Here is a 26,931-nt window from a genome sequence, read left to right on the forward strand (position 1 = left end):
CCGTGGTGCGGTAGTTTCCCAGCGGGCGGGGGTACTATTGCAGGTTATGCGAACTCGTGAGCATCTTGATGCAGTAATTAAGGCCTATGACGTCCGTGGCGTGGTGGGCGAAGATATCGATGAGAACTTCGTGCGCGATACGGGCGCCGCGTTTGCCGCCATCCTGCGGGAAGAAGGCGAGAATACCGTAGCAGTCGGCCACGATATGCGCCCGTCCTCGCCGTCTCTGGCGCGCGCTTTTGCTGAAGGCGTGACCTCGCAGGGCCTCAACGTGACCCTGCTGGGGCTAACCTCTACCGACGAGCTCTACTACGCCGCCGGTTCCCTGGAGTGTGCAGGCGCTATGTTTACCGCCTCCCATAACCCAGCCAAGTACAACGGCATTAAGCTCTGCCGCGCCGGCGCCGTACCGGTGGGCCAGGAGACCGGCTTGGAGCAGATTAAGCAGATGCTTATCGACGGCACCCCGGAGTTCACCGGCACCGAGGGCGCGATTGCCGAGCAGGAGATCCTGGCCGGCTACGCGGACTTCCTGCGCAAGCTGGTACCGCTGGAGGATTCCAAGCCGCTCGTCGTAGCCGTTGACGCCGCCAACGGCATGGGTGGCCACACCGTGCCGGCCGTCTTCGATGGCTTGCCTTTCGACGTCCGCGATTTGTACTTCGAGCTCGATGGCACCTTCCCGAACCACGAGGCGAACCCCTTGGATCCAAAGAACCTGGTGGATCTGCAGAAGTTCACCGTGGATCAGAAGGCTGATATTGGTTTGGCCTTCGATGGCGATGCGGACCGCTGCTTCGTGGTGGATGAAAAGGGCCAGCCGGTTTCTCCGTCTGCCATTTGTGCGCTGGTGGCTGAGCGCTACCTGGAGAAGTTCCCCGGCGCTACCATCATCCACAACCTGATTACCTCCAAGACCGTGCCGGAGCTCATTAAGGAAAAGGGCGGCACCCCGGTGCGCACCCGCGTAGGCCACTCCTTCATCAAGGCGCAGATGGCCGAGCACAAGGCTGCCTTCGGTGGCGAGCACTCCGCGCACTACTACTTCCAGGAATTCTGGAACGCTGATTCCGGCATGCTTGCTGCGATGCACGTGCTGGCCGCACTGGGCCAGTCCGACAAGCCGCTGAGCGAGCTCATGGCGGAATACTCCCGCTACGAGGCCTCCGGCGAGATTAACTCCACCGTGGAGGACCAGAAGGCCGCTACCCAGGCAGTACTGGATGAGCTGGCGGATAAGATTGAGTCCGTCGATGAACTCGATGGCGTGACCGTCGAGCTCAAGGGAACCGAGGCATGGTTCAACGTGCGCGCGTCCAATACGGAGCCGCTGCTGCGCCTTAACGTAGAGGCAAAGACCACCGACGAGGTGCAGTCCATCGTCGACGAGGTCCTTGCCATCATCCGCCGCTAATTTTCGGCGCGCGAGTGGGAGACCATGTCCTCCCACTCCACAAACTTCTTACGCTCGCGGCCCTCGCGCTCGCCTAGGGCGCGCTCGGCCGCGTCCAAGCGCTGCCAATCCTGCCACGTCAGATAATCGATACCGCGCTCGGCAAAGACTTCGGTGATATCCGCGGCGCTGGAGGGGGAGGGGAGGGTGCCAGAAGCGGCGTCGGCAAGCAGCATGCCAATCGTCTCCGTGGCATCGGACTTGGTATTGCCAATCAGGCCCACCGGGCCGCGCTTAATCCACCCGGTGGTGTAGAGGCCCGGTACCACTGCGCCGGCCGCATCGATAACATGGCCGCCATCGTTATTGATGACGTTCTTGTCCTGATTAAAGGGCACGCCATCGACCGCATCGGAGCGGTAGCCGGTGGCGAAGTAAACCGCCTGCACCGGCCATTCCGTGAACTTTCCGGTGCCGTGCACGCTGCCATCGCCGTTGAGCGCGGTGCGCTCGGTCTTGATGCCGCTGACCTTGCCGTCCTCGCCCAAGATCTCTACCGGCTGCTCAAAGAGGTGGATCTGCAGCGTGTGTGGCGCTTCTTTTGGATCGCGAATCGCGTACTGCTCTAGCACCTGGCACACCAAGTCGGTGGACTTGCTCTCCTGGCGCGCGGCCAGCGAGGCCTCGTCATAGTCGATGTCCTCGGGGGAGACCACAACATTAATGGACTCGGAATGGTCCAGTTCCTTGAGCTCCTGCGGGGTGAACTTGGCCTGCGCCGGGCCGCGGCGGCCGAAGACGCGCACGGTCTCAGCCTGGTTCTTGGCTAGGGACTCGTAGACATTATCGGGGATCTCGGTGACCTTGAGCTCATCGCCGGTCTTGGCCAAGATGCGGGAGACGTCAAGGCCCACATTGCCTACGCCAATGACTGCCACCTCCTTGGCGGAGAGATCCCAGTCGCGCTCAAAGTGCGGGTTGCCATCGTAGAAGCCGACGAACTCGCCGGCGCCATGCACGCCGTCCAAGTCCGCGCCAGGGATATCGCGGTGGCGGTCGCCCACGGCGCCGGTGGCAAAGACCACGGCATCGTAGTGCTGCTGCAGTTCGTCGACGGTGATGTCACGCCCGATGTGCACGCTGGTCAACAGGCGAATCTGCTCGGTATCGAGCACGCGGTGCAGGGACTTGATAATGCCCTTAATGCGCGGGTGGTCCGGCGCTACGCCGTAGCGGATGAGGCCGAAGGGCGCGGGCATCTGTTCGATGAGGTCAATCTGTACCTCGCCGCCGGTCTTTTTTACCAAGATATCGGAGGCATAGATGCCGGCCGGACCTGCGCCGATGACGGCTACCTTCAAGGACTGATTCATACTGCGTGAATGCCTTTCTCTTAATCGCGGGGGTCTAGACCGTTAGGTTCATTTTTTGTGGCTTATCTTTCTGGCAATTGAACCGTTTAGTCTAGTTTGCGGCAAGGAGTTGAATTAGATTCTAAAAATATTCTCCCTTCTGGCCAGTTCAGGGCGATTTTTGACTTGAAAATAAAAAAGACCGCTTTGTCTGCTCATTTTAGACGGGTAGGTTGTCTTCCAATACTTAGGAAAGGCAGGTTGAGATCTACACCATGACCACCGCGACTAATACCAAGCGCACACCCCGCGCCAAAAAGCCCGAAGGCCAATGGAAGATTGACGGCACCGATCCCCTCAATAACGATGAGGTAATTAAGCAGGAAGACGGCGGGCTTTCTGCCAAGCAGCGCGTCATCGATATCTATTCCAAGCAGGGATTTTCCTCCATTCCGGCCGATGACCTAGCCCCTCGCTTCAAGTGGCTGGGCCTTTATACTCAGCGCAACCAGAACTTGGGCGGCGAGATGACCTCCAAGCTGTCCAACGCCGAGCTGCAGGACGAGTACTTTATGATGCGCGTGCGCTTCGACGGCGGCCGTGCCGATCCTGCCAAGCTGCGCGCCGTGGGTGAGATTTCGCGCGATTATGCCCGCTCCACGGCGGACTTTACGGACCGCCAGAATATCCAGCTGCACTGGATTCAAATCGAGGATGTGCCCACCATCTGGGACAAGCTCGAGTCAGTGGGGCTGAGCACGCTCATGGCCTGCGGCGATGTGCCGCGCGTCATTTTGGGCTCTCCAGTTGCCGGCGTGGCCGAGGACGAGATTATCGATGCCACCCCAGCCATCGAAGAAATCAAGAATAACTACCTGCCGCGCGAGGAATTCCATAACCTGCCGCGCAAATTCAAGACCGCTATCTCCGGCAACTCCCGCCAGGACGTCACGCACGAGATTCAAGACGTTGCCTTCGTGGGTGTGAACCACCCCGAATACGGCCCGGGATTCGATTGCTTCGTTGGCGGCGGCCTGTCCACCAACCCGATGCTCTCGCAGTCCCTCGGCGCCTGGGTTCCCCTCGAGCGCGTGCCGGAGGTCTGGGCCGGTGTGGTCGGCATCTTCCGAGACTACGGCTTCCGCCGCAATCGCAACCGTGCCCGCCTGAAGTTCTTGGTAGCCAAGTGGGGCATCGAAAAGTTCCGCCAAGTGCTGGAGGAGGAATACCTGGACAAGCCGCTGTTGGATGGTATCCCTCTGGAGGTCGAGCCTGGCTCCCGCGATCATCTTGGCGTGCACCGCCAGAAGGATGGCAAGTTCTACGTCGGCGTAAAACCCACCGTGGGCCACGCCACCGGCGAGCAGCTCATCGCCATCGCGGACGTGGCCGAGAAGTTCGGTATCAGCCGCATCCGCACCACCCCGATGAAGGAATTGCTCTTCCTCGATGTGGAGGAAGAAGACATTCCGGCGCTCTCCCGCGCGCTCGATGAGACCGGCCTGTACTCCCAGCCGTCCGAATTCCGCCGCGGCGTCATCTCCTGCACCGGCCTGGAATTTTGCAAGCTCGCGCACGTGACCACGAAGGCCCGCGCCATCGAGTTGGTCGACATCCTGGAAGACACCTTGGGTGATCTAGACGTGCCGATTTCCATCGCGCTCAACGGCTGCCCTAATGCCTGCGCGCGTTCGCAGGTATCGGACATTGGCCTGAAGGGGCAGGTCGTCACCGATTCCGAGGGCAACCGTGTCGAGGGCTTCCAGGTCCACCTGGGCGGCGCCCTTGGCCTGTCCCCGGACTGGGGCCGCAAGCTGCGCGGCCATAAGGTCGTGGCCGATGAGGTGCCCGAGTACGTCATTCGCCTAGTCAATAAATACAAAGAGCAGCGCGAGGAAGGCGAACAATTCCGCCACTGGGTTCTGCGCGCCAAGGAGGAGGACTTGCAGTGAATTTTCGCCGCCAGCCGAACCCGAACCGCAACCATCCCAGCTTCTGCCCGTATTGCGCAGGCACCGACCTCTTCCCGGATGAGGAAGATGACTTTGCCTGGAAGTGCCAGGAATGCCTGCGGATTTTCTCCGTGCGCTTTCACGGCCAAGACGATGCCCCGGTAGCCCCCGCACCGGCCGTGTCTTCCAACGAGGCCCTTAAGCGCTCGCTTGCCCGCCGCGGACACTCCACGGCACCGCAAGCTTAAGGATGCCCCCCATGCCCGCACTTATTACCCTGTCCCACGGTTCGCGGCACCCGGGCGCCGCAGCCGGCATTGAGCGTTTGACCCAGGCCGCGGGTCTGTGGCCAGCCCGCGCGGCGCACCTGGAATTCAACGAGCCCGACCTCACCACGGCCGCGCTCGAGCTCGCCCAGCTAGGGGAGACCGAGGCCGTTGTGGTTCCGCTGCTTTTTACCCAGGGCTACCACCAACGCGTGGACGTCCCACGCGCGCTTGCCGACGCCGCCCAAGCCTCCCACCTTTCCCTCCACCTCGCCGCTGGGCTCGGCACCGGCGAGGACCTCGCCCGCGTGCTCGCCTCCCGTACTCGGCCTGACGATGCCCATGTGGTCATCTACTCCGTCGGTTCCTCCGATCCGGCGGCCAATGATTCCATCCGTGAGCTCGCCCACCGCACCTTCGCGCTCACCGGCGTGCCCACGACGGTGGAATTCGCCACCCGCGGTGGTCGCGAAGGGATCGTGTCCCTGTGTCGCGAGCATCAAGACCCCGCTCGCGTACGCGTTATTCCGCTCTTCGTGACCGAGGGCCTGCTCCTTGACCGGCTGGCGGGCGTTCCCGCGACCGTCGACCGCCCTCTTGGCACTGATCTCGCGGGCCTCGTTGCAGATCGCTTTCACCACGCCCGTCGCGCCGCACAGGAGGTGTTCGCGCCATGCTAACCCTCATCCTCATCGCGCTCGCCGGTGCGGCCGCCAACCTCGTGGACGGTGGCATCGGCATGGGCTTCGGCGTCACGTCTACCACGATGTTGTTGCTGGCAGGCCTCGGTCCCGCGCAGGCGTCGGCCGTCGTCCATACCGCTGAGCTTGGTACCACGGCCATCTCCGGATTGAGCCACGCGCGCTTCGGCAACGTGGATTGGAAAACCGTGGTCCGTCTCGGCGTGCCGGGCGGGATCGCCGCCTTCTTAGGTGCCACGTTACTGTCGAATATCTCCACCGCTGCGGCCGCGCCGGTGACCGCTCTCATCTTGGTCGGCATCGGCGCCAACCTCATTTGGCGTTTCTCCCAACCACGCCGCCGTGGCTCCGCCTATAAGCGCACCCACTCCACGCCGTTTCTGGCCGGCCTTGGCCTCGTCGGCGGATTCGTCGATTCCACCGGTGGCGGCGGCTGGGGCCCGGTGTCGACCTCCACACTCATGGCCATCGGCCGCGAGCAGCCGCGCCGCATCGTGGGTACGGTCAACGCCGCCGAGTTCCTGGTGACCTTCGGCGCCACCGCAGGCTTTATCGTCGGTCTCTGGCACGATATCGTCGCCAACCTGGCCGCAGTCATTGCCCTACTCATCGGTGGCGCTATCACCGCGCCCATCGCCGCGTGGCTTATCTCCCGCATCAACCCGGTCCTGCTCGGCGGACTCGTCGGCACGGCCATCGTGGGCCTGAATATCAGCAAAGTCATCGGCGGTGCCGAGACGTACTTTGGCTGGGTAGTGCCTGCAGCAGATACCTCCGTTGTCATCGCAGTCGTGGTCGCGGCTGGTGTGGCCGCCACCATCCGTGGCGCGCTGCGCACTAGGCGTGCGCGTGCGGCGGAATTGGAAGCCGAAAACGCTGAGGAGGCTGCCCATGCTGATTTCCATGCCCCGGATTATCCGGAGCGCGTCGCCGCCGCCCACCGCGTCCACGGTTCGCGCAAGTCTGGCGTAACCATCGTGCAAGACAAAGCCCCCGAAAGCCCCGCCGCTGACCGCGCGTAGCCCTTCCGTCGCGCCCTTTGGCCACGTTATCGGGCAGAACTCGCCTCCGATGGGCTAGAACGCGGCCATAAGTTGGCCCCGGCCACCCAAGTCTCGAGAACCCGCTACCTGCTGCCTGCTACAGCCCGGCCACCTCGCCGATGACGTAGACCGCCGGCGCGGAAATCTCGTGCTCGGCCATCGTCTGCGCCAAGGTACCCAAGGTGCAGCGATAGGCGCGCTCGGTAGAAAGCGTGCCCTCTTGGATGATGGCGCAAGGAGTGGAGGGGGAGAGGGAGGCGTCGATAAGAGCATTGGCAATCGCCGGGGCATTCTTCACACCCATGATGACCGCGAGCGTAGCGCCGGAGCGGGAGAGCGCTGCCCAGTCGACCAAGGACTTCTCATGGCCGGGCGGCAGGTGGCCGGAAACCACCGTGAACCCGTGGACAATGCCGCGCTGGGTTACTGGGATTCCTACGGCCGCGGGAACGGAAATGGCTGAGGTCACGCCCGGAATGACCGTGGTGGGAATAGACGCTTCCGCCAGCGCTTGCACCTCTTCAAAGCCGCGCCCAAAGACGAAGGGATCGCCCCCCTTAAGGCGGGCCACCTTGCGGCCGGCACGGGCGTGCTCGATGAGCAGCTCGTTGATCTTTTCCTGCGAGATTGACTTCTTATAGGGGAGCTTAGAGACGTCAATAAGCTCTTTGGAAGAAATATCACACAGCTTATCGAGCTGCGCCGTAGGTCCCAGGTGATCGGCAAGAATAACCTCTGCATCCTGCAGGGCGCGCATGCCGCGCACGGTAATGAGGTCCCATGCGCCGGGGCCGCCGCCAATCAGGGTTACGGGATGAATCTGTGCGGAAGTCATAGGACTTCATCTTAGTGGGCGCCCGACTATGCTTGGGCCACATGGATACCGGTAATTACGATGCCGAAACCGTGCGCTTTTTCGATGTGGCGCACGAAGGCGCCCAAATCCGCCTAGTGGCCGGAGAAGTGGAGCGCTGGGGCGAGGCGCTCAGCGGGCTCAATCCCCGCTCGCTTGTCATTATTCCCACCGACGCGATTGCCCGCCAGGCCGCCCACCTGGGCGTTGGCCTAGCCGAGCCGCTGCGGATACCGATTGTGGTCACCGAATCACTCCCGCGCTACGTGGGGGCGCTGGACCTGGTCGTGGTCGTCGGCGAGCCCGGCGAGTGCGACTGGGCGTCGCGCGCCCTCATTACTGCCAGCCAGCGCGGTGCCACCACGGTTCTCATCGGTCCGGCCAAGGGCCCGCTGGTGGAGGACTGCCCGGAGGATACGCTCGTCGCACCTTGCTTGCCGACGGCCGAGGGTAGCTCGCCCGCGCGCAGCATTGCCGCCCTGCATGCGCTGTGCTGCCTGCTCTACCAGGGGCCGACCGCGGTGAAGGAGACCCTCGAGGACCTTGCGGTGGCCGTGGACCGCGAGCTCGCGCAGCTTTCTCCCGAGCGCGATGCCACCACTAATCCGGGCCGCCAATTGCGCGAGTTTATTGATGGCGCCCGCGTCATCCATTCCTGCGTGCTCGACCCGTACTCCTATTCGGAACGTCGCGAGCACGTGCAGCTCGACGCCCTCGTGGCCCGCATGGCCGCGACCATCTGGGCCGTGCACGGCCTACCGAGCGCTTATGTGGACCCAGCCGAATTGCGCCGCGCGCTCGACCGGGACTCCGATAGTTCCCCGGCCACTGATCTCTTTTATGACCCCTTCATTGATGGCGATGGTGCTGAGGGCGCTTTGGTACCCTTGAAGGTAGTTTTCTGGGGGCAGGAAGAGGCGAACCTGCCCAACTCGCTTGCAGTCCGCAGCATCGACCCGGAACCGGGCATGGGGCATCTTGCCCGCTCACTGCAGCTTATTACGCGGAGTTTTGCCGCGACCGCCTACGAGATTTCTAAAGGATAGAAACACATGCAGCTGTTGCACAGCGCCACTCGCAATTATTCCTGGGGCTCGCGTACCCTTATCCCGCACCTGCAGGGCCAGCCCGATTCCGACAAGCCCGTCGCAGAGCTGTGGTTCGGTGCCCACCCCGGCGACCCTTCCACGGTGGATGGCCGCCTGCTCAATGAGGTCATTGCCGAGGATCCGGCAGGGCAGCTAGGTGGCCGCGTTTCTGCCGAGTACGGCGAGCGCCTGCCCTTCCTGCTCAAGGTGCTTGCGGCCGAGGAGCCGCTGTCCTTGCAGGCTCACCCGTCAAAGACGCAGGCGGAAGAGGGCTTTGCCCGCGAAAACGCCGCCGGTATCGAGCTCACCGCGTCCAATCGCAATTACAAGGACGATAACCACAAGCCCGAGCTCATCGTCGCGCTCACGGATTTCTATGCCATGGCCGGCTTCCGCCCCTTGGCGCGCACCCGCGAGCTTTTTGCCGCCCTCGAGTGCCCTGAGCTGGATCACTACGTTGCCATGCTTGACGACGACCCCTCGGCAACCACCGAGTCCGCCAACCTGCGCGTCCTTTTCACCACGTGGATTACCATTCCGTCTGCCAAGCGCAAGGAGCTCATTTCCGCCATTGTGGCCGCCGGCGAGCGCCTGATCGCCGCCGACCCGGCCGATTGGAAGTCCCGCGTCATGTCCACGGTGCTGGATCTTAACCAGCGCTACCCAGGCGATATTGGTGTGCTGGGCGCCTTGCTACTCAACCACATCGAGCTCTCGCCCGGCGAGGCCGTCTACTTGGATGCCGGCCAGCTCCACGCCTATGTCTCCGGCCTCGGCGTGGAGATCATGGCTAATTCCGATAACGTGTTGCGCGGTGGCCTGACTCCTAAGTTCGTGGACGTTCCAGAGCTGGTCAAGGTCTTGACTTACGCCGCTGCCGACGAGCCGCGAGTGCAACAACAAGATAAGTCCGCCCAGGGCAACGTGCACGATGCCGCCGCATGGTCCTACCCGGTACCCATCGAGGAATTCCTGCTTGACCGCGTGGAGCTCACCGATTCGTCTTCTGTGGATCTCGATTACGATGGCCCGACCATCGCCCTGTGCACCGCAGGTTCCGTAACCTTTACCGATGCTGCGGGCAAGACCCTCACCGCGACCCCAGGCCAGGCCGTCTGGCTGCCAGCCTCCGAGAGGCTCGTTACCGCTACTGCGGCATCCGACGCCGCCGACCTCTTCGTCGCCCGCGCCTAGTCCGCGTTAAGCCACACAAGCACGCTTCGCCGCCGTCCTCCGGTTTCAGGCGAAGCGTGCTTTTTGGGCTTCATTACGGCCGCGTTTCGGCCGTTTCCTTCCAGTTTCAGGCGAATATTGTGGCTGCTTCGTAACTACCGCATTCCTGCGCATGCAAAACAAGCACGTTTCCCCGATTTCTGCCTTCAGGATCGAGGTAACGTGCTTGTTTTTGTTCGTCTACGCTGAGAGCCGACTCCGAATTAGCGCGAAGGTGCCGCTTCGCTCGGAGCCTGCTGGGCCGTGACCGGTGCCTGCTTGGTTGGTACCAGGTCGGTAGGCTCCTGGTTCTGATCGGCGGAGGGTCGCTCTGCAGCGGCATGGCCGGTGAGCTGTTCCTGCTCCGCCTTCTCGGCCTCGGGTCGCTCCGTACCAGCTGGTTCCTGGGCCGGTGCGTCGGAAGCCTTGCCCGAGTTATCTTGCGCGGCAGGTGCCTCAGGTGAGGACTGTGGAGTGGACGGACCAGAGGTGGCCGGCGGGGTGGTGCCGCCCTGGTTGTTCTGTGGAGCGCCAGTAGACTGCGAGCCGTTCTGGTTGCTCGGGTAATCGGGTGTCAGACGCTGATTGCCCTGGCCGGTACCTTGACCACCTTGGGTGGTGGTATTGCCCTGCGAGGCGGTGCCCTGCGGGGAGATGTTTTCTGGACGGTAGACCTTGGTGGGCTGGGTTGCTGCCTGTGGGCGCACGACCGCATTAGGGGCGAGAAACGGATCGTTGTTGTGAGGCTGCTGGTGCTTGGCATCACCGGACGAGGAGGTGGAACTCGTAGCACGCGTGGAGTGCTGCTTTGAAGGGGAACGGTCCGTGGAAGAAGTGGTGGTCTCCTCGGCTGCGGTGTGGGTCGGGGAGACGGAGGTGGTCGCGGATTGATCCGCGGCATTGGAATAGTTGGCGCTCGGCGAGCTCATACGCCAGACGGCGACTCCGACGACGACCGCGGCGATCAGTCCGGCCACAATGAACACGTAGACGCGGCGCGAATCTGGCTTCATCGTGGCTGTCCTTTCTATGAGGCGGGCCGTTACAGTCCAAGGGGGGAGGGCGATACAGCGCCCCGGTAACAAGTTGGTAACGAGACTATCATGTTTGGGAAACGTTGCGACGGCGTCGCAATTCTGTGATAGGTAAACAAAAAGGCAGTTCGCGGGCGTAGAAGGCCATGCAAACCTTTTCATCGTCTGCTTTCTTTCGCCAAGAAAGCGTGTATAAATGGCGCTGAAAGCACCGAAGGAGTCAAAAAGTGAGTACTTGGGACGAAAATATTTTCAGCACGGACCTCAACATCGATTTCTTGGATGAGATGGCAAACCTCGATGAAGAAGGGGTAATTCGCGCCGTCGAGGATGCCTGCGAGGTCGCACACAGCAAGCCAAAACTCAGCGAAGAAGAAGAGCAGAATGCTCAAGCGGCGGCCACCATTGCTGCCATTTGGGCTGGTGCGCCGTTTAGCGCGGGCGAAGTTGTCGAAGACTACCCCTATATTAGGGAACTGGTGGGCTCTGGCAGCGAGACCTTGACGGAAAATGCGCTCGAGGTGCTCGAAAACGTCGAGGAAGAATATGACCTCGAACCGTTCATTGAGGCCCTGTCCTAAGTCGATCCTGCTGCCCGCGGCAGCGGCGGCGCGAAAGCGGCCCCGCGGGTGAAATAACAGAAGGGAAGGTAGCCCACACCTATGCTGATCAGCATCGAAGGCATCGACGGTGCCGGTAAAAATACGTTGGTCTCCGCACTTAAGGAGTCGTTGGACCGGCCCGTAGAGGTTATTGCCTTTCCGCGCTATGCAGATTCGATTCACGCGCAGCTAGCGCAAAAGGCGCTCTACGGAAAGATGGGCGATCTCACGGATTCGGCTTATGCCATGGCGACGCTATTCGCGTTGGATCGCTATGGCGTCAAGGACCAGCTGCAGCGCGCCAAGGAATCCGACACCGTGGTGCTACTGGATCGTTACGTGGCCTCCAATGCGGCGTATTCGGCGGCGCGGCTCGAAGACGATGCGGTGATGGAGTGGGTGCACGATCTGGAATTTGGCACCCTCTGCCTGCCGCAGGCGGACCTGCAGGTGTATTTGGATACTGCGGTAGAGGTGGCGTCGGAAAGAGCGCAGGCACGAGCCCAGGCAGACGCCAGCCGGGAACGCGACCGCTACGAACGCGATGGCGGGTTGCAAGAACGCACCGCCGCGGCCTACCGGCGCCTAGCAGATGCGGGCTGGGGTGGACGCTGGATCGCTACCGCCGATGCGGATACTATTATTTCAGCGATAAAAGACCTTGTAGGAGAATAAAACGTGGCGCCCAAGATTTTGGTTGTCGATGACGATCCGGCTATCTCAGAGATGCTGACCATTGTGCTCGAGTCCGAGGGACTCAAGCCCATTCCGGTCATGGATGGCAATGACGCCGTGCCTGCCTTTGAGCAGCACGAGCCGGACCTCATCCTGCTGGACCTCATGCTCCCGGGCATGAATGGCGTAGATATTTGCCGTGCCATCCGCCGTGAATCCTCCGTGCCCATCGTTATGCTGACCGCCAAGACCGATACGGTTGATGTGGTCCTTGGCCTGGAATCCGGCGCGGATGATTACATCACTAAGCCATTCAAGCCCAAGGAGCTCATCGCACGCATTCGTGCGCGCCTGCGTCGCACCGATTCTGCGGAATCTGAAATCCTGGAGGTTGCGGACCTTGTCATTGATGTGCCGGAGCATACCGTGCGCCGCACCGATGGCACCGAGCTGAACCTGACCCCGCTGGAGTTCGACCTGCTGCTGGAAATGGCGCGCCGCCCCGGCCAGGTGCATACGCGTGAATCGCTGCTGGACTCCGTGTGGGGATATCGCGATGCTTCTGATACCCGCCTGGTTAACGTTCACGTCCAGCGCCTGCGCGCCAAGATCGAGCACGATCCGGAAGACCCGCAGATCGTGCTGACCGTGCGCGGCGTGGGCTATAAGACCGGCAAGGCCGGCGCCGGGGAGTAAGGACCATCGGCATCATTGAGCGTCTAAGGCGCATTCGAGACGCCTTCATTACAACGTGGCGCACCTCTTTGCAGGCGCGCGTCATTGGCATGATTTTGGTCGCCTCCTCGGTGGTCATGATCATCTTGGCCTACGCGCTGGTGTCCGTGCTCACCCAGCGCCTGGTCAGCCAGAAAGAAGACGTGGCCCAACAGGAGCTGGAGCGCGCCCGCACAGCCGTGGAACAGCAGATTGATGCCACCAGTTCTGCTAACTCCGTCCAGGTACGTATTAACTCCGCGCGTGCTGCGTTGGGCCAGCTCTCCGCCCAACAGGGCGATGCCCAAGCGGTCTATGAGCCAGTCATCGTGGTGGAAAACCAGGATGGCTCTGTTACCACTTCGCCCGAGGATTTCCCCGTGCCGGATCAGCTGCGAGAGATGGTGGATCAAGGCCAGATTGCGCAGCAGTATTTCCCAGCGCCGCGCGAGAATGGTGATCACTACAACGCCTTGCTGGTAGGCACGCCTACCGATACCGATATTCCCCATACCCAGGTCTACCTGGCGCTGTCCATGGAATCGGAAGAATCCACCATGGCGCTGATGCGCGGCCTGCTCTCGGCAGCCGGCGTGGTGGTCGTGGTGTTGCTGGTAGGCATTGCCTGGCTGGCCACCCAGCAGGTTATTACGCCGATTCGCTCGGCCTCGCGCATTGCACAGCGCCTGGCGGCGGGTCATTTGAAGGAGCGCATGGCCGTCGATAGCGATGATGAGATGGGCCGCTTGGCCGCGTCCTTCAATAACATGGCCGATAAGCTGTCCTCCCAAATTGCGCAGCTGGAGGAGTACGGCGATTTGCAGCGGCAGTTTACTTCTGACGTCTCCCATGAGCTGCGCACCCCATTGACCACTGTGCGCATGGCCGCGGACATGATTGAGGCGGAAAGCGATAGCCTACCGCAAGGCGCGCAGCGCGCTTCCCGCTTAATGTCGAGCGAGCTCGACCGTTTCGAGGAATTGCTCACGGACTTGCTGGAGATTTCGCGCCACGATGCTGGTGTGGCGGATTTGTCTACGGCAGCCATTGATCTGCGCTCGTGTGTGGAGGCGGCCTACGGGCAGGTGGAGCATTTGGCCCGCGAGCTCGACGTGGAGGTCCAGCTCAACCTGCCGGAGGAGCGCATCGGAGTCGAGGCCGATTCCCGCCGCCTCGAGCGCATCTTGCGCAACCTGCTGGCCAATGCCATTGACCACTCGGAAGGCAATCCGGTGGCAGTCGACGTTGCTGCCACGGACACTGCGGTGGGCGTTACCGTTACGGACCATGGCGTGGGCCTAAAACCTGGCCAAGAAGAGCTGGTATTCAACCGCTTCTGGCGTGCGGATTCTTCCCGTAAGCGCCATTCCGGCGGCACCGGTTTGGGCCTGGCTATCGCCCGCGAGGACGCCGTCCTGCATGGCGGCACGCTAGATGCCACCGGCTATGAGGGATTTGGTTCTCGCTTCCGCCTTATCATTCCGCGGACCCCGAATACCGAGGTGGGCGAGGCCCCCATCGCTGTGGAGATTCCCGGCGCACCCGTCACCAGCACTGCGGACGGTAGCGAGCTGGCAGAACCCGAAGCTGAAGCTCCAGAAGCACAGGACACTGGCGTCGCCGCGCCGGATGCTGGGCCTGCCTCGGCAACGCCGGCCATTTCCTCGGGCATGAGCTCGCCGCACGTCGACAAGAGCGAAAAAGGCACCGATGGCGAGGCGGAGGGCGATGGCATCCTCTGGCCTTCGGAACGCGAACTTAACCGCGGCGCGGCCGCCCCAGACAGGCGCGCCTATAAGGCCCCGGACTTTGAGGGTAGGAGGAAGTAAGCGTGTTGAGAGCGAACTATCGCAAGACCGCGGTTGTCGGCACCGCAGCGGCCGTGCTTTTCGTCAGCGGTTGTTCCACGCTGCCGAATAACACCGGTCCGCAAGTAGTCGGTACCTACCAGCAGCAACCGGATGGCCCGGAAGAAGTCATTGCACCGCAACCCGGCGATGACCCGGACTTGACGTTGCGCGATTTCTACCAGGCTTCCGCCGTGCCGGGAAACGACCATGAGGTCGCGCGCGGCTTTCTGACCGATAACGCCCGCGAAGCCTGGGACGCCAGCGGCGATGTGATGGTGGTCGATAGCTTGGACATCGTTACCGCGCCCGCTAGTAAGCAAAGCTCGAGGGATAATGAGCGTGCGTTCACGGTGCGCGGCACCATCATCGGCCGCCTGAAATCCGGCGGTGCGTATGTGCCGGAAAATGAGGGCTACGAGGCCGTCATCTACATGAAGATGCAAGACGATAGGTGGCGCGTCGATGGCTTGCCGGCCGGAGTAGTAATGGAGCGCAATGAAATGCGCAATCACTACACCCCGCAATCGTTGTACTTCTTTAAGCAGAGCAACGATGTGCTGGTTCCAGACCGCCGCTGGCTGTATAAGGGCGGCGAACAATCGGAGTCGACGCTCCTTACGCTGTTGATGGAGGGACCTTCATCTAGCATTGCGCCCGCTACCCGGCGGGCAGCGGGGGAGAATGTCACTTTCGCCGGCTATGACCGCGAACAGGGCTACCAATTCGAGGGCCTTGCTGACCTAGACGCTCAAGATCGCACGCTCTTTGCGGCCCAGTTGGTGTGGACGCTCACGGAAGCCGGCCATACCGGCCCCTTCAAGGTCAAGGCCGATGGTGGTGACCTAGTAGAGGGCATGGATAGCCTGAGCGTGGATGACTTCGCGGACTATAACCCGGAGGAAAGCAGCACCTCACTGTCTAAGCTCTATGCCCTTAATGAGGGCAACCTGCTGGAGGTAGACGATGGCGTGGCCGAGCCGGTCAAGTCCACGCTGGGCAGCAGCGGCGATGTGCAATCCGTGGATGTTGCCGATAGCGGCCTCGTTGCGGCCGTGCGCCGCAAGTCTAATAGTGACTTCTCGCTGCAGATAGGCGAGCTTGACGGCCAGCTGCAGGATTCAGTGGATGGCCCCACACTGGCACGGCCCACCTTCGAGTACAACGGGCAAGCCGCCTGGACCGTGGTCGATGGCGATCGCATCGTGCGCGTGGTGCGCTCCAAGACCACGGGCCGCATCTCCGAATCCGAGGTGGATGCCCGCAGCATCGACGATATTGAGGGCGAAATCTCCGTTATCCGCTTGTCCCATAGCGGTGCGCGCGTGGCCATGATTATTGATGGCCACGTGTACATTGCGGCCGTTGCCCAATCCAGCAGCGGCGATAAGCGCATCGTCAATGCCCGCGAGGTAGGCCCCGAAGTATCTGGCTCGGCACTATCGCTGGACTGGAATGCGGATGGCTCGCTTATCGTGGGTACTTCCTCGAGCCAGTCGCCCGTATGGCGCATCGAGCAGGATGGTTCCTCAGCCTCGACCATGCCCACCAGCAATATCACCGCCCCCGTGGTGGCCGTGGCAACCTCGCCTACCAAGCTCTTTATTACTGATTCGCACGCCATGCTGGAGCTTCCTTCCACCGTCATGGATGAAACCAACTGGCGCGAGGTCTCCGGCCTGCAGGGTCGGCGTTCTTCCCCTATCGTTTCTAATTAGCCGCCAGAGGGCCTGCGCGGCTGGGGAGAGGCGATTATGGGCTTGGGGGAGCTTATTTTTCCGCGTGCGTGCGCTGGGTGCGGCGCGCCGGGCGAGGTTTTGTGCCCACAGTGCCGCGATCACTTGCGGCAGCCGCCCTACATGGTGGCGCGGCCCCGGCCGCTCGGCGCGCCCGTCTATGCTCTCGGCCCCTATTCCGATATTCGCCGCCGCATCATCATTGGCATGAAGGAGCGAGGCAATCAGCCGGTTCGCGAGTATGTGGGGGCCGTCTTCGCGGCCGGGCTGGCCCATCTGAGCGCCCGCGGCGATATCCCGCGCGAGTTCACCCTTGTGCCCGCGCCTACTCGGCCGCGTTCGGCGCGGGCACGCGGCGGAGATCCGGTGTCCGCTGTGTGTCACGCCGCGGCGCAGCACCAGCGCGTGGGCGTGTGCGCGGCGCTTACTATGGGCCAGTCCACCGCGGACCAGTCCGAGCTCAATGCCCAGGATAGGTGGGCAAATCTGCAGGGCCGAGTCCGCGTGCGCGTGCCCAGTGCTCAGGCGCCTGCGCTGCTTGCCGACGACGTCATTACCACCGGTGCCACCCTCGCCGCGAGCATCGCCGCCCTGCAGGCCGCGGGTGTGGAAGTCTGCGGGGCATTGGTCTTTGCGGATGCCTAGATAGGGGTGGCGCCCACCCTCGAGGTAGGGGAGTTGCTTAAAAATTTCCCGCAAAGGTCATAACCAGTGCTACCATGAGGAGTGTCACAGAGAGATAGTTACTGTGATTGATTCTAGTCCCCACTACTCAAGGGAGGCATCTCAATGTCCCAGCCGAACAAAGCTCAGGTAACGATTACGGGCCGCAATGTCGAGGTCCCCGAGCACTTCCAAGAGCGAGTTAATGACAAGCTGGCCAAGATTGAACGCCTTGACCCCACCCTGACCTTCTTCCACGTGGAGCTGCAGCACGAACCAAACCCGCGCCGTGACTCCGAAGCGGAGCGTCTTCAGATCACCGCTACGGGCAAGGGGCATATCGCCCGCGCTGAAGCTAAGGAAGATTCCTTCTACGCAGCGCTCGAAACCGCCTTGGGCAAGATGGAGCGTTCCCTGCGCAAGGTGAAGGTGCGCCGCGAAAACGTCAAGGGCGGTCACCGTGCACAAAAGGGTACCGGCGAGATTGCCGCTGAGATGGTGGCCCAAGCTGAAGCGGAGCGCGCCAAGGAAGAGCGCTACGTTGACCCCTATGCTGAGACCGTGGAGGATGTTCGCCCCGGCCAGATCGTGCGTACCAAGGAGCACCCGGCTACCCCGATGAGCGTGGATGATGCCTTGAGCGAGATGGAGCTGGTGGGCCACGACTTCTTCCTCTTTGTCAACGAGGAGAACAATAAGCCGTCCGTGGTCTACCGCCGCCACGCCTACGACTACGGCATTATCTCCCTGTCGGAAGACGCTGAAGCTTAAAGGAGCTCATACATCTCTTAGCTAACGACCCTGCTGCGAGTATGCAGCGGGGTCGAATGTGTGGTTAGAGGAGGGGGCGTCGGCAAGCAGGTGCCGGGGCCTATACAAGCTGAACGGAGGCTGTCCGCCTGCCCTTTGTGCTAGGCGGGAGATGCTTTGTGAAAGCGAGTGAGTACAATAGCGACGAGTTAACTTTATTGTCGCGACTAGAAGGACTAACTAACCGTGTTTGGACTTTCCAAGCTGCTGCGCGCGGGCGAGGGCCGTACGGTCAAGCGCCTGGGCAAAATGGCAGACGATGTAATTGCCCTTGAGGATAAGTACGCGGAGCTTTCGGACGACGAGCTTAAGGCGAAGACCGACGAGTTCAAGACTCGCCTGCGAGACGGCGAAGAGATGAATGACATCTTGCTCGAGGCCTTTGCCACCGTCCGTGAGGCTGCCTGGCGCGTCCTCGATCAGAAGCACTACCGCGTGCAGATCATGGGCGGTGCGGCCCTGCACTTCGGCAACGTCGCCGAGATGCGCACCGGTGAGGGCAAGACCCTGACCTCGCTGCTGCCGGCCTACCTCAATGCCCTTGACGGCAAGGGCGTCCACATCGTGACCGTTAACGATTACCTGGCAAAGCGCGACGCCGAGATGATGGGCCGTGTCCACCGCTGGCTCGGCCTGTCCGTGGGCGTCATCCTGTCCGAGATGCGCCCGCCAGAGCGCAAGGCCGCCTACGATTGCGACATTACCTACGGCACCAATAACGAGCTGGGCTTTGACTACCTGCGCGATAACATGGTCCGCTCCCTCAATGATGTGGTGCAGCGCGGCCACAACTTCTGCATCGTGGACGAGGTCGACTCGATTCTTATCGATGAAGCCCGTACCCCGCTCATCATCTCCGGCCCGGTAGATGGTTCCTCCCAGTTCTACAGCGTCTTCGCGCAGCTGGCCCCGCGCATGCGCGAGGGTATCCACTACGAGGTGGACCACAAGAAGCGCACCATCGGCGTGCTGGAAGAGGGCGTGGAATACGTCGAGGATCAGCTCGGCATCGATAACCTCTACGCCCCCGAGCACTCCCAGCTGGTGTCCTACCTGAACAATGCCTTGAAGGCTAAGGAGCTTTTCACCCGCGATAAGGACTACATCGTCCGCAATGGTGAAGTCATGATCGTGGACGGCTTCACAGGCCGCGTGCTGGCCGGCCGCCGCTACAACGAGGGCATGCACCAGGCCATTGAGGCCAAGGAGCAGGTGGAGATCAAGAACGAGAACCAGACCCTGGCTACCGTTACCCTGCAGAACTACTTCCGCCTGTACGAGAAGATCTCCGGCATGACCGGTACGGCAGAAACCGAGGCCGCCGAGCTGCACTCCATCTATGACTTGGATGTGGTGCCGATTCCTACCAATAAGCCGAATCAGCGTGCCGACCACTCTGACCGCATCTACAAGACGCAGGAAGCTAAGTTCGCTGCCGTAGTGGACGATATTGCCGAGCACGTCGAGTCCGGCCAGCCGGTTCTGGTCGGTACCACCTCCGTGGAGCGCTCCGAGTACCTGTCCCAGCTGCTGTCTAAGCGCGGCATCAAGCACAACGTGCTTAACGCTAAGCACCACGAGGAAGAGGGCCAGATCATCGCCCGTGCGGGACGCCCCGGCACCGTCACCGTGGCTACCAACATGGCCGGCCGTGGTACCGATATCGTGCTCGGTGGCAACCCCGAGGTCATCCTCGATGAGAAGCTGCGCGAGCGCGGCCTAGACCCATTCGAGGATGAAGAGAAGTACCAGGAGGCCTGGGAAGCAGAAATCGATTCCGAGAGGGAGCGCTCCAAGAAGCTGGGTGACCAGGTGCGCGAGGCCGGTGGCCTCTACGTGCTGGGCACTGAGCGTCACGAGTCCCGCCGCATTGATAACCAGCTGCGTGGTCGTACCGGCCGCCAGGGTGACCCGGGTGAGACCCGCTTCTACCTGTCCATGCGCGATGAGTTGATGGTGCGCTTTGTGGGCCAGTCCATGGAAAACATGATGAACCGCCTCAACGTGCCGGACGATGTCCCCATCGAGGCCAAGATGGTTTCCAACTCCATCAAGGGTGCCCAGGCGCAGGTGGAGAACCAGAACTTTGAGATGCGCAAAAACGTCCTCAAGTACGACGAGGTGCTCAACGAGCAGCGCAAGGTGGTCTACGCTACCCGTCACGACATCCTTGATGCCGGAGATATTCAGGACAATATCCGCGGCATGATCGATGACACCGTGTCCGCGTATGTCGCTGGCGCTACCGCCACCGGTTACGTGGAGGACTGGGATTTGGACGCGCTGTGGAATGCGCTGGATTCCCTCTACGGCCCCACCATTTCCCATGAGGAGCTGGTGGAAGGCTCCGAGTATGGTTCCCCGGGTGAGCTTTCTGCTGAGCAGCTTCGCGACGCCCTGGTGCAGGACGCCAATAATGAGTACGACAAGCTCGAAGAGTCTGTGACCGCCATTGGCGGCGAGCAGCAGATGCGCAATACCGAGCGCATGGTCATCCTGCCTATCATCGACCAGAAGTGGCGCGAGCACCTCTATGAGATGGACTACCTCAAGGAGGGCATCGGCCTGCGCGCGATGGCGCAGCGCGACCCGCTGGTGGAGTACCAGAAGGAGGGCGGCGAGATGTTCAACGCCATGAACGATGGCGTGAAGGAAGAGACCGTCCGCCAGCTATTTATGCTGCGTAAGCAGTTCAAGCAGCAGGAAGAGGAGCAGGCCGGCGAATCAGCTGCTACCGCTTCCGGCAACGGTGAGGGCACCGTAGAGGCCTAGGCCTCGGCGCCCTTCGTCCAATCCCGCCCCGTCCCCGCTCGTGATAGTGGGAGCGGGGCGGGTTTCTTTTCAGGAAAAAATGAGTAGAATATAAGAAACCCGTCCATTCTGCTTATTTCCTGTGAGGATCTTCACTGACGATGCGCCGCCGCTCTTTGCGTCTCGGTATTACGACGCTCCTGTCTGCCACCTTGCTCGGTGGCGCCACCCCGGCCGTGGCCTATGAGATGCAGCGTGATTCTGCCACCTCGTTGCGCATCATTTTGGATTCGGGCGAAAAGATTGAGCAGGATAACGCGGCTGCCGCCATCCTGGCTATTGCTACCCAGCGCAAGGAAGCATTGGTGGCCGATGGAATTTTGCACCAGGACAAAGCGGACGCCGCCTTCGAGTACTACTTTGGCAAAGCCCGGCTCAATACCGCGCGCACCGATGGCAATATCTATTCCACCCCGCTGGACTTCCCGTGGGAGCCAGAGGAGCGGACGCAATCCCTAGACGGCAAGCAGTACACCGAAGCGGCCGTATTGGATTACCTCGACATGCTGGGCGCCAACTATGCCCAGGCGGTAATTCGTGCCGAACTGGGTGAGTTTACCAAGGACTTGCCACAGGCCCCCGCCGGCAACGCGGCTACCTCTCCGCGTGCCCAGCTGCCGACCATCGGGGAAACCGGCTCCGCGTTCCCAGATGAGTTTCCTGCCTATGCGGCGGCGTTGCGCGATATTGTCACCATCACCACGCAGGTCAATGCACCCTTGGAGCAGGCCGCCGCGTCGCACCATGCTGCGGGAACCGTGCCTGAGGATGCGGCGGCGGACGAGCATTCCGGTCTATCCGCCTTTGAAGGCGGCCTCCTAGCCACCGGTTTGGCGGCGCTGACCAGCGCCGTCGGATTCGGATGGTCCGCACTCGACTGGTCCGAGATCCTTTCTCACCTGGGCCAGTTCTTTTCCTAGGCGTTAAGCCCTGCCCGCTGAGTTAGAGCAAGCGGAATGACGTTAAACCGGTGGGGCTCGCCGAGCCCGTAAATGCATGCTGCTGTTGGCCTATGTAGGCGGAGCCAAAGTACTCGCCATTGGGCCGCGCGTGCAGGCTGGTCAATTGCAGTCTGTCCGTGGCATAGGGGCTTGTGCGTCGGCGTACCCACGATCCAATGTGCAGGCGGATGGCATCCGAATAGCGCGGGGAATTGAGATGGGCTAGCGGGCGATAGCCGGCGGCTACCTCCAGCGCGAAGACTACCCAGCCTTGGATGCGGTGCTGGGCGGCGACTTCCGCGGACGTCGGCAAGCGGCCATAGTGCACGCGGTGGGGTGCAATGAAGAGTTTGAGGTGCGAGTAGCCAGGAATGGGCTCGTACATGGTGGGGAAGTAGTGCTCCTGAATAAGGGCAGGAGGCGGACGCGTGATAATTGTCTCATGCCCGCCCCAACCCCGCCATTTCTGAGGGTTTCCTGAAAGGGATGGGCGCGAATGAGCGCGCGGTTCGCTATACTCTCGGGGAGTTAAAGAGAATCGTAACCAAAGGATTTAAGTACATGCGTGGTCTAATCGTTGACTATGTCGGCGTCCTTGACGGCACCGAAGAAGACAACCGCCGCTGGAAAGCGCTGCTGGCCGCCGCCAAGGCAAATGGCGCAGCAACCGCCATCCTGTCCAATGACCCAGGCGGACCAGGCGCGGAGCACATCCGCGAGTGGGGGTACCGCGGAAACGTCGACGCAGTCGTTCTCTCCGGAGAGGTGGGGGCGGAAAAGCCTGAGTCCGCTGCTTTCCAGGCGGCCGCAGATGCCCTAGAACTGCCACTCAATGACTGTGTCATGGTTGATGATTCCATCCTCAACGTGCGTGCCGCCGTGGAATCCGGCATGGTGGGCTTTTTGTACACCAGCTTTGACCGCGTCTCCGTTGAAATCCAGGCAGTCTTCGATATTGAAGGTGAGTTTTAGTGGCTAAAGCCCGCGTCTACATCCCTGCGACCTACGCCATGCTGGCGGAGCTGGAAGAAACCGGCTCGCTTTCCGCGCGCTCCGGCTGGGGCTTTATGGTGACCCCTGCACTGCAGGAGTTCTATACCGAGGGCGATGAAGAAGAAATTGCCTACTCGGCCTTCCTCGAGGCCTCTATGGCCTCCATGCGCCTATTGGCCATCGGCGATGAAGAGAAGTTCCCGCACCGCCGCGTGGTTATCTCGGTAGACTTGGATGATTCTGTCCTCACCCCGCGCCCGGATATGGGCGAGCCGGTGGTAGAGCTCAAGCCGGCGCAGTTCAGCAAGGATGACCTAGCAGCCATCCACGTGGATATTGCGGAGTCCGAGGAAACCACCGCAAAGGCCATCGAGGCTATCGATACCGCAGACCTGGGCGATGAAGACGCGGAGCTGGCCGTGGGCGATGCACTGGATAAGTTCATGGCCTTTTATCACCCCACCGAACTCCCTTTCCTCGTAGAATTGCTCTAAAACTCAAGGAGAAAACATGACTCAGCGTTTCAAGAACCTCGCTGCGGCCACCGTTACCGCAGGCGCAGCCCTCATCGCCGCGCCGGCCGCCCTGGCAGATACCACCCCAGCTGCAGATGCGGCTGCCGACGCCGTGCCCACCACCCCGTGGCTGGCGCTGCTAGAGACCTCGTCCCAGGGCACCTGGGGCCAGATCCTCGATGTATTCTTCGGCATCGTGGATGGCATTTTGGGTGTTATGGCCGATACCGGCTTCCACCTCTAATTTTCCCACTCCACGTTGGTGCGCAGGGCCTCGAGTAGGCCGCGCACCGCGTCGCGCCGCCGCGCACTGGCGGTATCAGGGGAGATAAGCGCAGGATCATCGAGGCCGCATTCTGGGTCCGCAGGCGGGCCCATGTGCGTACAACCGCGGGGGCAGTCCTCGATGGCTGCGGCAAGGTCTTCAAAGACGCCCAGCACGTCATCGGCATCCACGTGTGCGAGGCCAAAGGAACGGATGCCTGGGGTATCGATAATCCAGCCGCCGGTGAAGGCATCCTCGGCGGGGAGGGGGAGCGCCACCGATTGGGTGGAGGTATGCCTGCCTTTGCCGACGCCCGATACTTCCCCTGTCTCCCTATCCGCATCCGGTACCAGCCGGTTGACCAGGGTGGATTTGCCCACGCCGGAATGCCCGATGAGCGCGGTGACGTGGCCGTCGATGTGGTGGCGTACCGCCTCGAGCCCGTCGTCGACGCCGGCTTCCACCACCGTGACATCGAGATCGGCGAACTCCGCCGCGAAGGGAGCAGGGTCCGTGAGATCGGTCTTGGTCAAGCACAGGATGGGGTGGATATTGCCCACAAACGCAGCGATGAGGGCGCGCTCGACAAATCCGGAGCGCGGCGGCGGATCGGCCACGGCGGTGACGATGAGCATCTGGTCCGCATTCGCCACCACGATGCGCTCATAAGGGTCGGTGTCATCCGCCGTGCGCCGGAGGACGGAGGTGCGTTCCTCCAGCTTCACAATGCGCGCCAGGGTGTCCTTCTGGCCGGAGGTATCGCCCACGACGCCCACGCGGTCGCCCACCTCGATGGCGGTGCGGCCCAGCTCGCGGGCGCGCATGGCGGTGACCCGCGGGCCGTCGTCTAGCGCTACGCCCCAGCGCCCGCGGTCCTTGGTGATGACCATGCCGAACTTGGCATCTTTGTGCTTGGGGCGGTCCTTGGTACGCGGCCGCGAGCCCTTGCCGGGGCGCACGCGCACATCGGATTCGTCGAAGGAACCGAAACGCCTAGCCATTGCTCTCCTGTTGCTCGGGGTCCACCATCGTCTCCCACATGCGGTCGAAGCCGGGCAGGGTCTTCGCGGTGGTGGAAATGTCTTCTACCTCTACGCCCGGTACCCGCAGGCCGATAATCGCGCCCGCGGTGGCCATGCGGTGATCCGCGTAGCACGGCCACTCGCCGCCGTGGAGAGGGGCGGGGTCGATGTGTAGGCCGTCGGCAAGCTCGGTGACCTTGCCGCCCAGGGCGTTGATATTAGTTGCCAGCGCCTTGAGGCGGTCAGTCTCGTGGCCGCGCAGGTGGGCAATGCCGGTGAGCATGGAGGGGGTTTCTGCCAGGGCACACAGCGCCGCGACGGTGGGGGTGAGCTCACCAATATCACCCATGTTGCGCTCGATGCCCTGCAGCACGCCGCCCTTGGCGCCCTTTGCGGTGACAAAGCCCGGCTCTTGGGTGACCATAACGCCCATATCCACCAAGATATGGCGAATAGCGTCACCCGGCTGTGTGGTATTGGCAGGCCAGCGCTTAATGGTCACTCGGCCCCCGGTGACGGCAGCGGTGGCAAGGAAGGGCGTGGCATTGGATAGATCCGGCTCGATGGTCCACTCTCGGCCTGCGATCGGGCCAGGATGCACGGTCCAGGTATTCTCGCCGGAATCCACGCGTACGCCGGCTTGCCGCAGCATTCCCACGGTCATCTCTACGTGCGGCATGGACGGTAGGGGACCGCCCTCGTGGGTGACGGTGATGCCCTTGGCAAAGCGCGCACCGGCCAGCAGGAGTCCGGAGACGAACTGCGAGGAGCCAGAGGCGTCGATAGTGACCTCGCCGCCTTCCGGAACTCCGCGCGAGCGGACGGTAAAGGGAAGGCTATCGCCGTCCACCTCGACGCCGAGCTGGCGCAGTGCGTCCAGGGTGGTGGACATGGGACGGGCGTAGGCCTGCTCGTCGCCGTCGACAAGCACGGCGCCATCAGCCAAGGCCGCAACCGGCGGGATAAAGCGCATGACCGTGCCGGCCAGGCCGCAGTCCACCGTGGCACCCTTAAGCGGGCTTGGGGTGACGTGGATATCCTCGCCCTCGTGCTCGAAGCGCACGCCCATAGATTCCAGGGCCTTTTCCATCAGCTGCGAATCGCGCGAGACGAGCGGCGCGCGCAGGGTAGAAGGGCCATCGGCCAACGCCGCCAGAATGAAAGCGCGGTTGGTAATAGACTTCGAGCCCGGCACGTGCTGGGCCCACGTAATGGGGCCTGCCGCTTGCGGGGCGGACCAAGGTTGAGACATATCGTCCATAATAGAGGGCATGTGCGGAAGATTCGTTCTTTTTACCGAGTCCCTTCTCGATGAAGTGGGCGCACTGCCCGGAGTTACTGAGGTCCACGCCCCACAAGGCACCCCAGGCCCGCGCTACAATATTGCGCCCACCCAGCCGGTGGCGATAGTGCGCGTGCGCGAAAGCCTCGCCCAGGTCGACCCTGCGCGGTGGGCACTGCTGCCGCACTGGAAGAAGGACCTGGACGGCCCGCCGCTGTTTAACGCCCGGGCGGAGACGGTGGCCAGCAAGCCCTCCTTCCGGCATGCCTTTAAGGGGCAGCGCTGCCTTATCCCCATGAACGGCTACTACGAATGGCATCAAGAAGAAGGCGGCAAGCAGCCCTATTACGTCCGCGCGGAAGAGGGCCTGTTGTGGGCGGCGGGCCTATGGGACACCGGCCTGGACCGCCTGTCTGCCACGATTGTCACCACCGCCGCCACGGAAGAAATGGAGTGGCTGCACCACCGCCTGCCGCGCTTCTTGGCGGCCGAAGAAATGCGTACCTGGCTGGAGGGCAGCCCCGAGGAAGCCGCTGAGCTGCTCTTGCCGACGCCCCTCCGTGGCTTCCACACCCACCCCGCCGACAAGGCCGTGGGCAGTGTATCCAACGATTATCCGGAGCTACTCGGCGAGTAGATCGGCAAAGCTAGCAGAGCACAGCTCTGCGAGATCTTCCGCATTGAGCTCGATATCCAGCCCGCGGCGCCCGCCGGAAATAAAGACGGTATCGAAAAGCACGGCGGTTTCCTCAATGACCGTGGGCAGCGCGTTCTTCTGGCCCAGCGGGGAAATGCCGCCGGGAATATATCCGGAGGACTTGGACGCGTCATGCGGATCCGCCATGGCGGCCTTAGAAACGCCGTGGGCGGCCGCGGCCTTCTTGAGGCTCAGGTGGTGGGTGGTAGGGATGACGCACACCGCCAACTGCCGCTTGGGCCCTTTTCCCGCCGTTAAATCGATGACCAGGGTTTTGAGCACGCGTTCCGGCTCTACCTCGAGGGCCGCCGCGGCGTGATCGCCGAAGTGATCCTTGCCCGCCTCAAAGGTGTACACATGGTGGTCTACGCCGGCGTCTTCCATGACTTTGAGCGCTGGGGTGGCTGCATGCGGGGACTTTTTAGACATGACTGGGATTCTAACGCTACGCGTTAGGATAGAAA

The 26,931-nt window shown here is 62.1% G+C and carries 27 protein-coding genes; 20 read left to right on the forward strand and 7 right to left on the reverse strand.

Features of this window, described 5'->3' with window-relative positions; all coding sequences use genetic code 11:
* The first annotated feature begins 46 nt into the window (after nt 1-46).
* Nucleotides 47-1,414: a phosphomannomutase/phosphoglucomutase gene (locus tag MHK00_RS04915; protein ID WP_250410733.1), complete on the forward strand. Its 1,368-nt coding sequence runs from the start codon at nt 47-49 to the stop codon at nt 1,412-1,414.
* Here MHK00_RS04915 and MHK00_RS04920 read toward each other — a convergent pair.
* On the reverse strand, nt 1,411-2,766 hold the full coding sequence (locus MHK00_RS04920; protein WP_005326602.1) for an FAD-dependent oxidoreductase: 1,356 nt from the start codon (nt 2,764-2,766) through the stop codon (nt 1,411-1,413). The two genes, MHK00_RS04915 and MHK00_RS04920, sit on opposite strands and share 4 nt — an antisense overlap.
* A 254-nt stretch (nt 2,767-3,020) precedes the next feature.
* On the opposite strand from MHK00_RS04920, the gene MHK00_RS04925 reads away from it, so the two are divergent.
* The 4 genes from MHK00_RS04925 to MHK00_RS04940 are packed head-to-tail and all read left to right on the forward strand — an operon-like array spanning nt 3,021 to nt 6,686.
* Nucleotides 3,021-4,697, forward strand: coding sequence for a nitrite/sulfite reductase (locus MHK00_RS04925; RefSeq protein WP_250410734.1), 1,677 nt, complete (start codon nt 3,021-3,023; stop codon nt 4,695-4,697).
* Complete coding sequence (locus tag MHK00_RS04930; protein ID WP_005322420.1) at nt 4,694-4,945, forward strand: hypothetical protein; 252 nt, start codon at nt 4,694-4,696, stop codon at nt 4,943-4,945. Before MHK00_RS04925 ends, MHK00_RS04930 begins: the two co-directional genes overlap by 4 nt.
* An 11-nt stretch (nt 4,946-4,956) precedes the next feature.
* Complete coding sequence (locus tag MHK00_RS04935; protein WP_250410735.1) at nt 4,957-5,643, forward strand: sirohydrochlorin chelatase; 687 nt, start codon at nt 4,957-4,959, stop codon at nt 5,641-5,643.
* Entirely contained in the window at nt 5,637-6,686 is a 1,050-nt protein-coding gene (locus MHK00_RS04940; RefSeq protein WP_250410736.1) for a sulfite exporter TauE/SafE family protein, read from the forward strand. Before MHK00_RS04935 ends, MHK00_RS04940 begins: the two co-directional genes overlap by 7 nt.
* A gap of 118 nt (nt 6,687-6,804) precedes the next feature.
* On the opposite strand, the gene cobA is transcribed toward MHK00_RS04940, so the two are convergent.
* On the reverse strand, nt 6,805-7,542 hold the full coding sequence (cobA, locus tag MHK00_RS04945) for a uroporphyrinogen-III C-methyltransferase (protein WP_250410737.1): 738 nt from the start codon (nt 7,540-7,542) through the stop codon (nt 6,805-6,807).
* 41 nt (nt 7,543-7,583) lie between these two features.
* Between cobA and MHK00_RS04950 the strand changes: the two genes are divergently transcribed.
* The gene (locus MHK00_RS04950) at nt 7,584-8,606 is read left to right on the forward strand and encodes a MurR/RpiR family transcriptional regulator (protein WP_250410738.1); all 1,023 of its coding nucleotides are present in this window, start codon (nt 7,584-7,586) and stop codon (nt 8,604-8,606) included.
* A gap of 6 nt (nt 8,607-8,612) precedes the next feature.
* Nucleotides 8,613-9,842, forward strand: a complete 1,230-nt coding sequence (manA, locus tag MHK00_RS04955; protein ID WP_250410739.1) for a mannose-6-phosphate isomerase, class I — start codon at nt 8,613-8,615, stop codon at nt 9,840-9,842.
* 242 nt (nt 9,843-10,084) lie between these two features.
* On the opposite strand, the gene MHK00_RS04960 is transcribed toward manA, so the two are convergent.
* Nucleotides 10,085-10,873, reverse strand: coding sequence for a hypothetical protein (locus MHK00_RS04960; protein ID WP_250410740.1), 789 nt, complete (start codon nt 10,871-10,873; stop codon nt 10,085-10,087).
* Nucleotides 10,874-11,121: 248 nt separating this feature from the next.
* Here MHK00_RS04960 and MHK00_RS04965 point away from each other — a divergent pair, with 248 nt between their 5' ends.
* The 9 genes from MHK00_RS04965 to MHK00_RS05005 all read left to right on the forward strand — a co-directional run bounded on the left by MHK00_RS04965 (nt 11,122) and on the right by MHK00_RS05005 (nt 21,672).
* Nucleotides 11,122-11,475 (forward strand): DUF4259 domain-containing protein, encoded by a 354-nt coding sequence (locus tag MHK00_RS04965; protein WP_034667825.1) that lies wholly within the window; start codon nt 11,122-11,124, stop codon nt 11,473-11,475.
* Nucleotides 11,476-11,556: 81 nt separating this feature from the next.
* The gene (locus tag MHK00_RS04970; protein WP_250410741.1) at nt 11,557-12,171 is read left to right on the forward strand and encodes a dTMP kinase; all 615 of its coding nucleotides are present in this window, start codon (nt 11,557-11,559) and stop codon (nt 12,169-12,171) included.
* Between the two features lie 3 nt (nt 12,172-12,174).
* Nucleotides 12,175-12,867, forward strand: a complete 693-nt coding sequence (mtrA, locus tag MHK00_RS04975) for an MtrAB system response regulator MtrA (protein WP_250410742.1) — start codon at nt 12,175-12,177, stop codon at nt 12,865-12,867.
* 89 nt (nt 12,868-12,956) lie between these two features.
* On the forward strand, nt 12,957-14,714 hold the full coding sequence (mtrB, locus tag MHK00_RS04980; protein WP_250410743.1) for an MtrAB system histidine kinase MtrB: 1,758 nt from the start codon (nt 12,957-12,959) through the stop codon (nt 14,712-14,714).
* A gap of 2 nt (nt 14,715-14,716) precedes the next feature.
* Nucleotides 14,717-16,450, forward strand: coding sequence for an MtrAB system accessory lipoprotein LpqB (gene lpqB / locus MHK00_RS04985; protein WP_250410744.1), 1,734 nt, complete (start codon nt 14,717-14,719; stop codon nt 16,448-16,450).
* A gap of 123 nt (nt 16,451-16,573) precedes the next feature.
* Entirely contained in the window at nt 16,574-17,113 is a 540-nt protein-coding gene (locus MHK00_RS04990; RefSeq protein ID WP_244262067.1) for a ComF family protein, read from the forward strand.
* Nucleotides 17,114-17,257: 144 nt separating this feature from the next.
* Entirely contained in the window at nt 17,258-17,902 is a 645-nt protein-coding gene (hpf, locus tag MHK00_RS04995) for a ribosome hibernation-promoting factor, HPF/YfiA family (protein WP_005322401.1), read from the forward strand.
* 225 nt (nt 17,903-18,127) lie between these two features.
* Nucleotides 18,128-20,713 carry a preprotein translocase subunit SecA gene (gene secA, locus MHK00_RS05000; RefSeq protein WP_005322400.1) on the forward strand — a complete coding sequence of 862 codons (2,586 nt, stop codon included), beginning with the start codon at nt 18,128-18,130 and terminating at the stop codon, nt 20,711-20,713.
* Between the two features lie 140 nt (nt 20,714-20,853).
* Nucleotides 20,854-21,672, forward strand: coding sequence for a hypothetical protein (locus MHK00_RS05005; protein WP_250410745.1), 819 nt, complete (start codon nt 20,854-20,856; stop codon nt 21,670-21,672).
* 22 nt (nt 21,673-21,694) lie between these two features.
* Here MHK00_RS05005 and MHK00_RS05010 read toward each other — a convergent pair whose 3' ends face one another.
* Nucleotides 21,695-22,078: a hypothetical protein gene (locus tag MHK00_RS05010; RefSeq protein WP_005322397.1), complete on the reverse strand. Its 384-nt coding sequence runs from the start codon at nt 22,076-22,078 to the stop codon at nt 21,695-21,697.
* A 176-nt stretch (nt 22,079-22,254) separates the two neighbouring features.
* On the opposite strand from MHK00_RS05010, the gene MHK00_RS05015 reads away from it, so the two are divergent.
* Genes MHK00_RS05015 through MHK00_RS05025 form a run of 3 tightly spaced genes read left to right on the forward strand, consistent with a single transcriptional unit; the run spans nt 22,255 to nt 23,445 of the window.
* Nucleotides 22,255-22,665, forward strand: coding sequence for an HAD-IA family hydrolase (locus MHK00_RS05015; protein WP_005326572.1), 411 nt, complete (start codon nt 22,255-22,257; stop codon nt 22,663-22,665).
* Nucleotides 22,665-23,180 carry a DUF6912 family protein gene (locus tag MHK00_RS05020; protein WP_005326570.1) on the forward strand — a complete coding sequence of 172 codons (516 nt, stop codon included), beginning with the start codon at nt 22,665-22,667 and terminating at the stop codon, nt 23,178-23,180. The genes MHK00_RS05015 and MHK00_RS05020 overlap by 1 nt, the downstream gene beginning before the upstream one ends.
* Before the next feature lie 16 nt (nt 23,181-23,196).
* Nucleotides 23,197-23,445, forward strand: coding sequence for a hypothetical protein (locus tag MHK00_RS05025; RefSeq protein WP_005326568.1), 249 nt, complete (start codon nt 23,197-23,199; stop codon nt 23,443-23,445).
* Here the strand turns inward: MHK00_RS05025 and rsgA are convergent.
* Both rsgA and aroA read right to left on the reverse strand, forming a co-directional pair.
* Nucleotides 23,442-24,467, reverse strand: a complete 1,026-nt coding sequence (gene rsgA, locus MHK00_RS05030; protein ID WP_250410746.1) for a ribosome small subunit-dependent GTPase A — start codon at nt 24,465-24,467, stop codon at nt 23,442-23,444. The two genes, MHK00_RS05025 and rsgA, sit on opposite strands and share 4 nt — an antisense overlap.
* A complete protein-coding gene (gene aroA, locus MHK00_RS05035; protein WP_250410747.1) occupies nt 24,460-25,761 on the reverse strand; it encodes a 3-phosphoshikimate 1-carboxyvinyltransferase in 1,302 nt (433 codons plus the stop codon). Before aroA ends, rsgA begins: the two co-directional genes overlap by 8 nt.
* Here aroA and MHK00_RS05040 point away from each other — a divergent pair.
* Entirely contained in the window at nt 25,760-26,407 is a 648-nt protein-coding gene (locus MHK00_RS05040; protein WP_150850790.1) for an SOS response-associated peptidase, read from the forward strand. The genes aroA and MHK00_RS05040 overlap by 2 nt on opposite strands.
* Here the strand turns inward: MHK00_RS05040 and ybaK are convergent.
* Nucleotides 26,393-26,896 (reverse strand): Cys-tRNA(Pro) deacylase, encoded by a 504-nt coding sequence (ybaK, locus tag MHK00_RS05045; protein ID WP_250410748.1) that lies wholly within the window; start codon nt 26,894-26,896, stop codon nt 26,393-26,395. The two genes, MHK00_RS05040 and ybaK, sit on opposite strands and share 15 nt — an antisense overlap.
* Between the last annotated feature and the right edge of the window lie 35 nt (nt 26,897-26,931).

This window comes from Corynebacterium tuberculostearicum (assembly GCF_022347385.1).
GTDB lineage: Bacteria > Actinomycetota > Actinomycetes > Mycobacteriales > Mycobacteriaceae > Corynebacterium > Corynebacterium tuberculostearicum_M.

What these genes read in the sequence shown, in the direction of transcription:
- MHK00_RS04950 (WP_250410738.1), top strand. Translation starts at nt 7,584, where the DNA reads ATGGATACCGGTAATTACGATGCCGAAACCGTGCGCTTTTTCGATGTG.
- rsgA (WP_250410746.1), bottom strand. Translation starts at nt 24,467, where the DNA reads ATGGCTAGGCGTTTCGGTTCCTTCGACGAATCCGATGTGCGCGTGCGC.
- MHK00_RS04935 (WP_250410735.1), top strand. Translation starts at nt 4,957, where the DNA reads ATGCCCGCACTTATTACCCTGTCCCACGGTTCGCGGCACCCGGGCGCC.
- hpf (WP_005322401.1), top strand. Translation starts at nt 17,258, where the DNA reads ATGTCCCAGCCGAACAAAGCTCAGGTAACGATTACGGGCCGCAATGTC.
- MHK00_RS04960 (WP_250410740.1), bottom strand. Translation starts at nt 10,873, where the DNA reads ATGAAGCCAGATTCGCGCCGCGTCTACGTGTTCATTGTGGCCGGACTG.
- MHK00_RS04915 (WP_250410733.1), top strand. Translation starts at nt 47, where the DNA reads ATGCGAACTCGTGAGCATCTTGATGCAGTAATTAAGGCCTATGACGTC.
- mtrB (WP_250410743.1), top strand. Translation starts at nt 12,957, where the DNA reads ATGATTTTGGTCGCCTCCTCGGTGGTCATGATCATCTTGGCCTACGCG.
- MHK00_RS05015 (WP_005326572.1), top strand. Translation starts at nt 22,255, where the DNA reads ATGCGTGGTCTAATCGTTGACTATGTCGGCGTCCTTGACGGCACCGAA.
- MHK00_RS05040 (WP_150850790.1), top strand. Translation starts at nt 25,760, where the DNA reads ATGTGCGGAAGATTCGTTCTTTTTACCGAGTCCCTTCTCGATGAAGTG.
- cobA (WP_250410737.1), bottom strand. Translation starts at nt 7,542, where the DNA reads ATGACTTCCGCACAGATTCATCCCGTAACCCTGATTGGCGGCGGCCCC.
- MHK00_RS04925 (WP_250410734.1), top strand. Translation starts at nt 3,021, where the DNA reads ATGACCACCGCGACTAATACCAAGCGCACACCCCGCGCCAAAAAGCCC.
- MHK00_RS04940 (WP_250410736.1), top strand. Translation starts at nt 5,637, where the DNA reads ATGCTAACCCTCATCCTCATCGCGCTCGCCGGTGCGGCCGCCAACCTC.
- manA (WP_250410739.1), top strand. Translation starts at nt 8,613, where the DNA reads ATGCAGCTGTTGCACAGCGCCACTCGCAATTATTCCTGGGGCTCGCGT.
- MHK00_RS04920 (WP_005326602.1), bottom strand. Translation starts at nt 2,766, where the DNA reads ATGAATCAGTCCTTGAAGGTAGCCGTCATCGGCGCAGGTCCGGCCGGC.
- ybaK (WP_250410748.1), bottom strand. Translation starts at nt 26,896, where the DNA reads ATGTCTAAAAAGTCCCCGCATGCAGCCACCCCAGCGCTCAAAGTCATG.
- MHK00_RS04970 (WP_250410741.1), top strand. Translation starts at nt 11,557, where the DNA reads ATGCTGATCAGCATCGAAGGCATCGACGGTGCCGGTAAAAATACGTTG.
- MHK00_RS05010 (WP_005322397.1), bottom strand. Translation starts at nt 22,078, where the DNA reads ATGTACGAGCCCATTCCTGGCTACTCGCACCTCAAACTCTTCATTGCA.
- aroA (WP_250410747.1), bottom strand. Translation starts at nt 25,761, where the DNA reads ATGCCCTCTATTATGGACGATATGTCTCAACCTTGGTCCGCCCCGCAA.
- MHK00_RS05005 (WP_250410745.1), top strand. Translation starts at nt 20,854, where the DNA reads ATGCGCCGCCGCTCTTTGCGTCTCGGTATTACGACGCTCCTGTCTGCC.
- MHK00_RS05025 (WP_005326568.1), top strand. Translation starts at nt 23,197, where the DNA reads ATGACTCAGCGTTTCAAGAACCTCGCTGCGGCCACCGTTACCGCAGGC.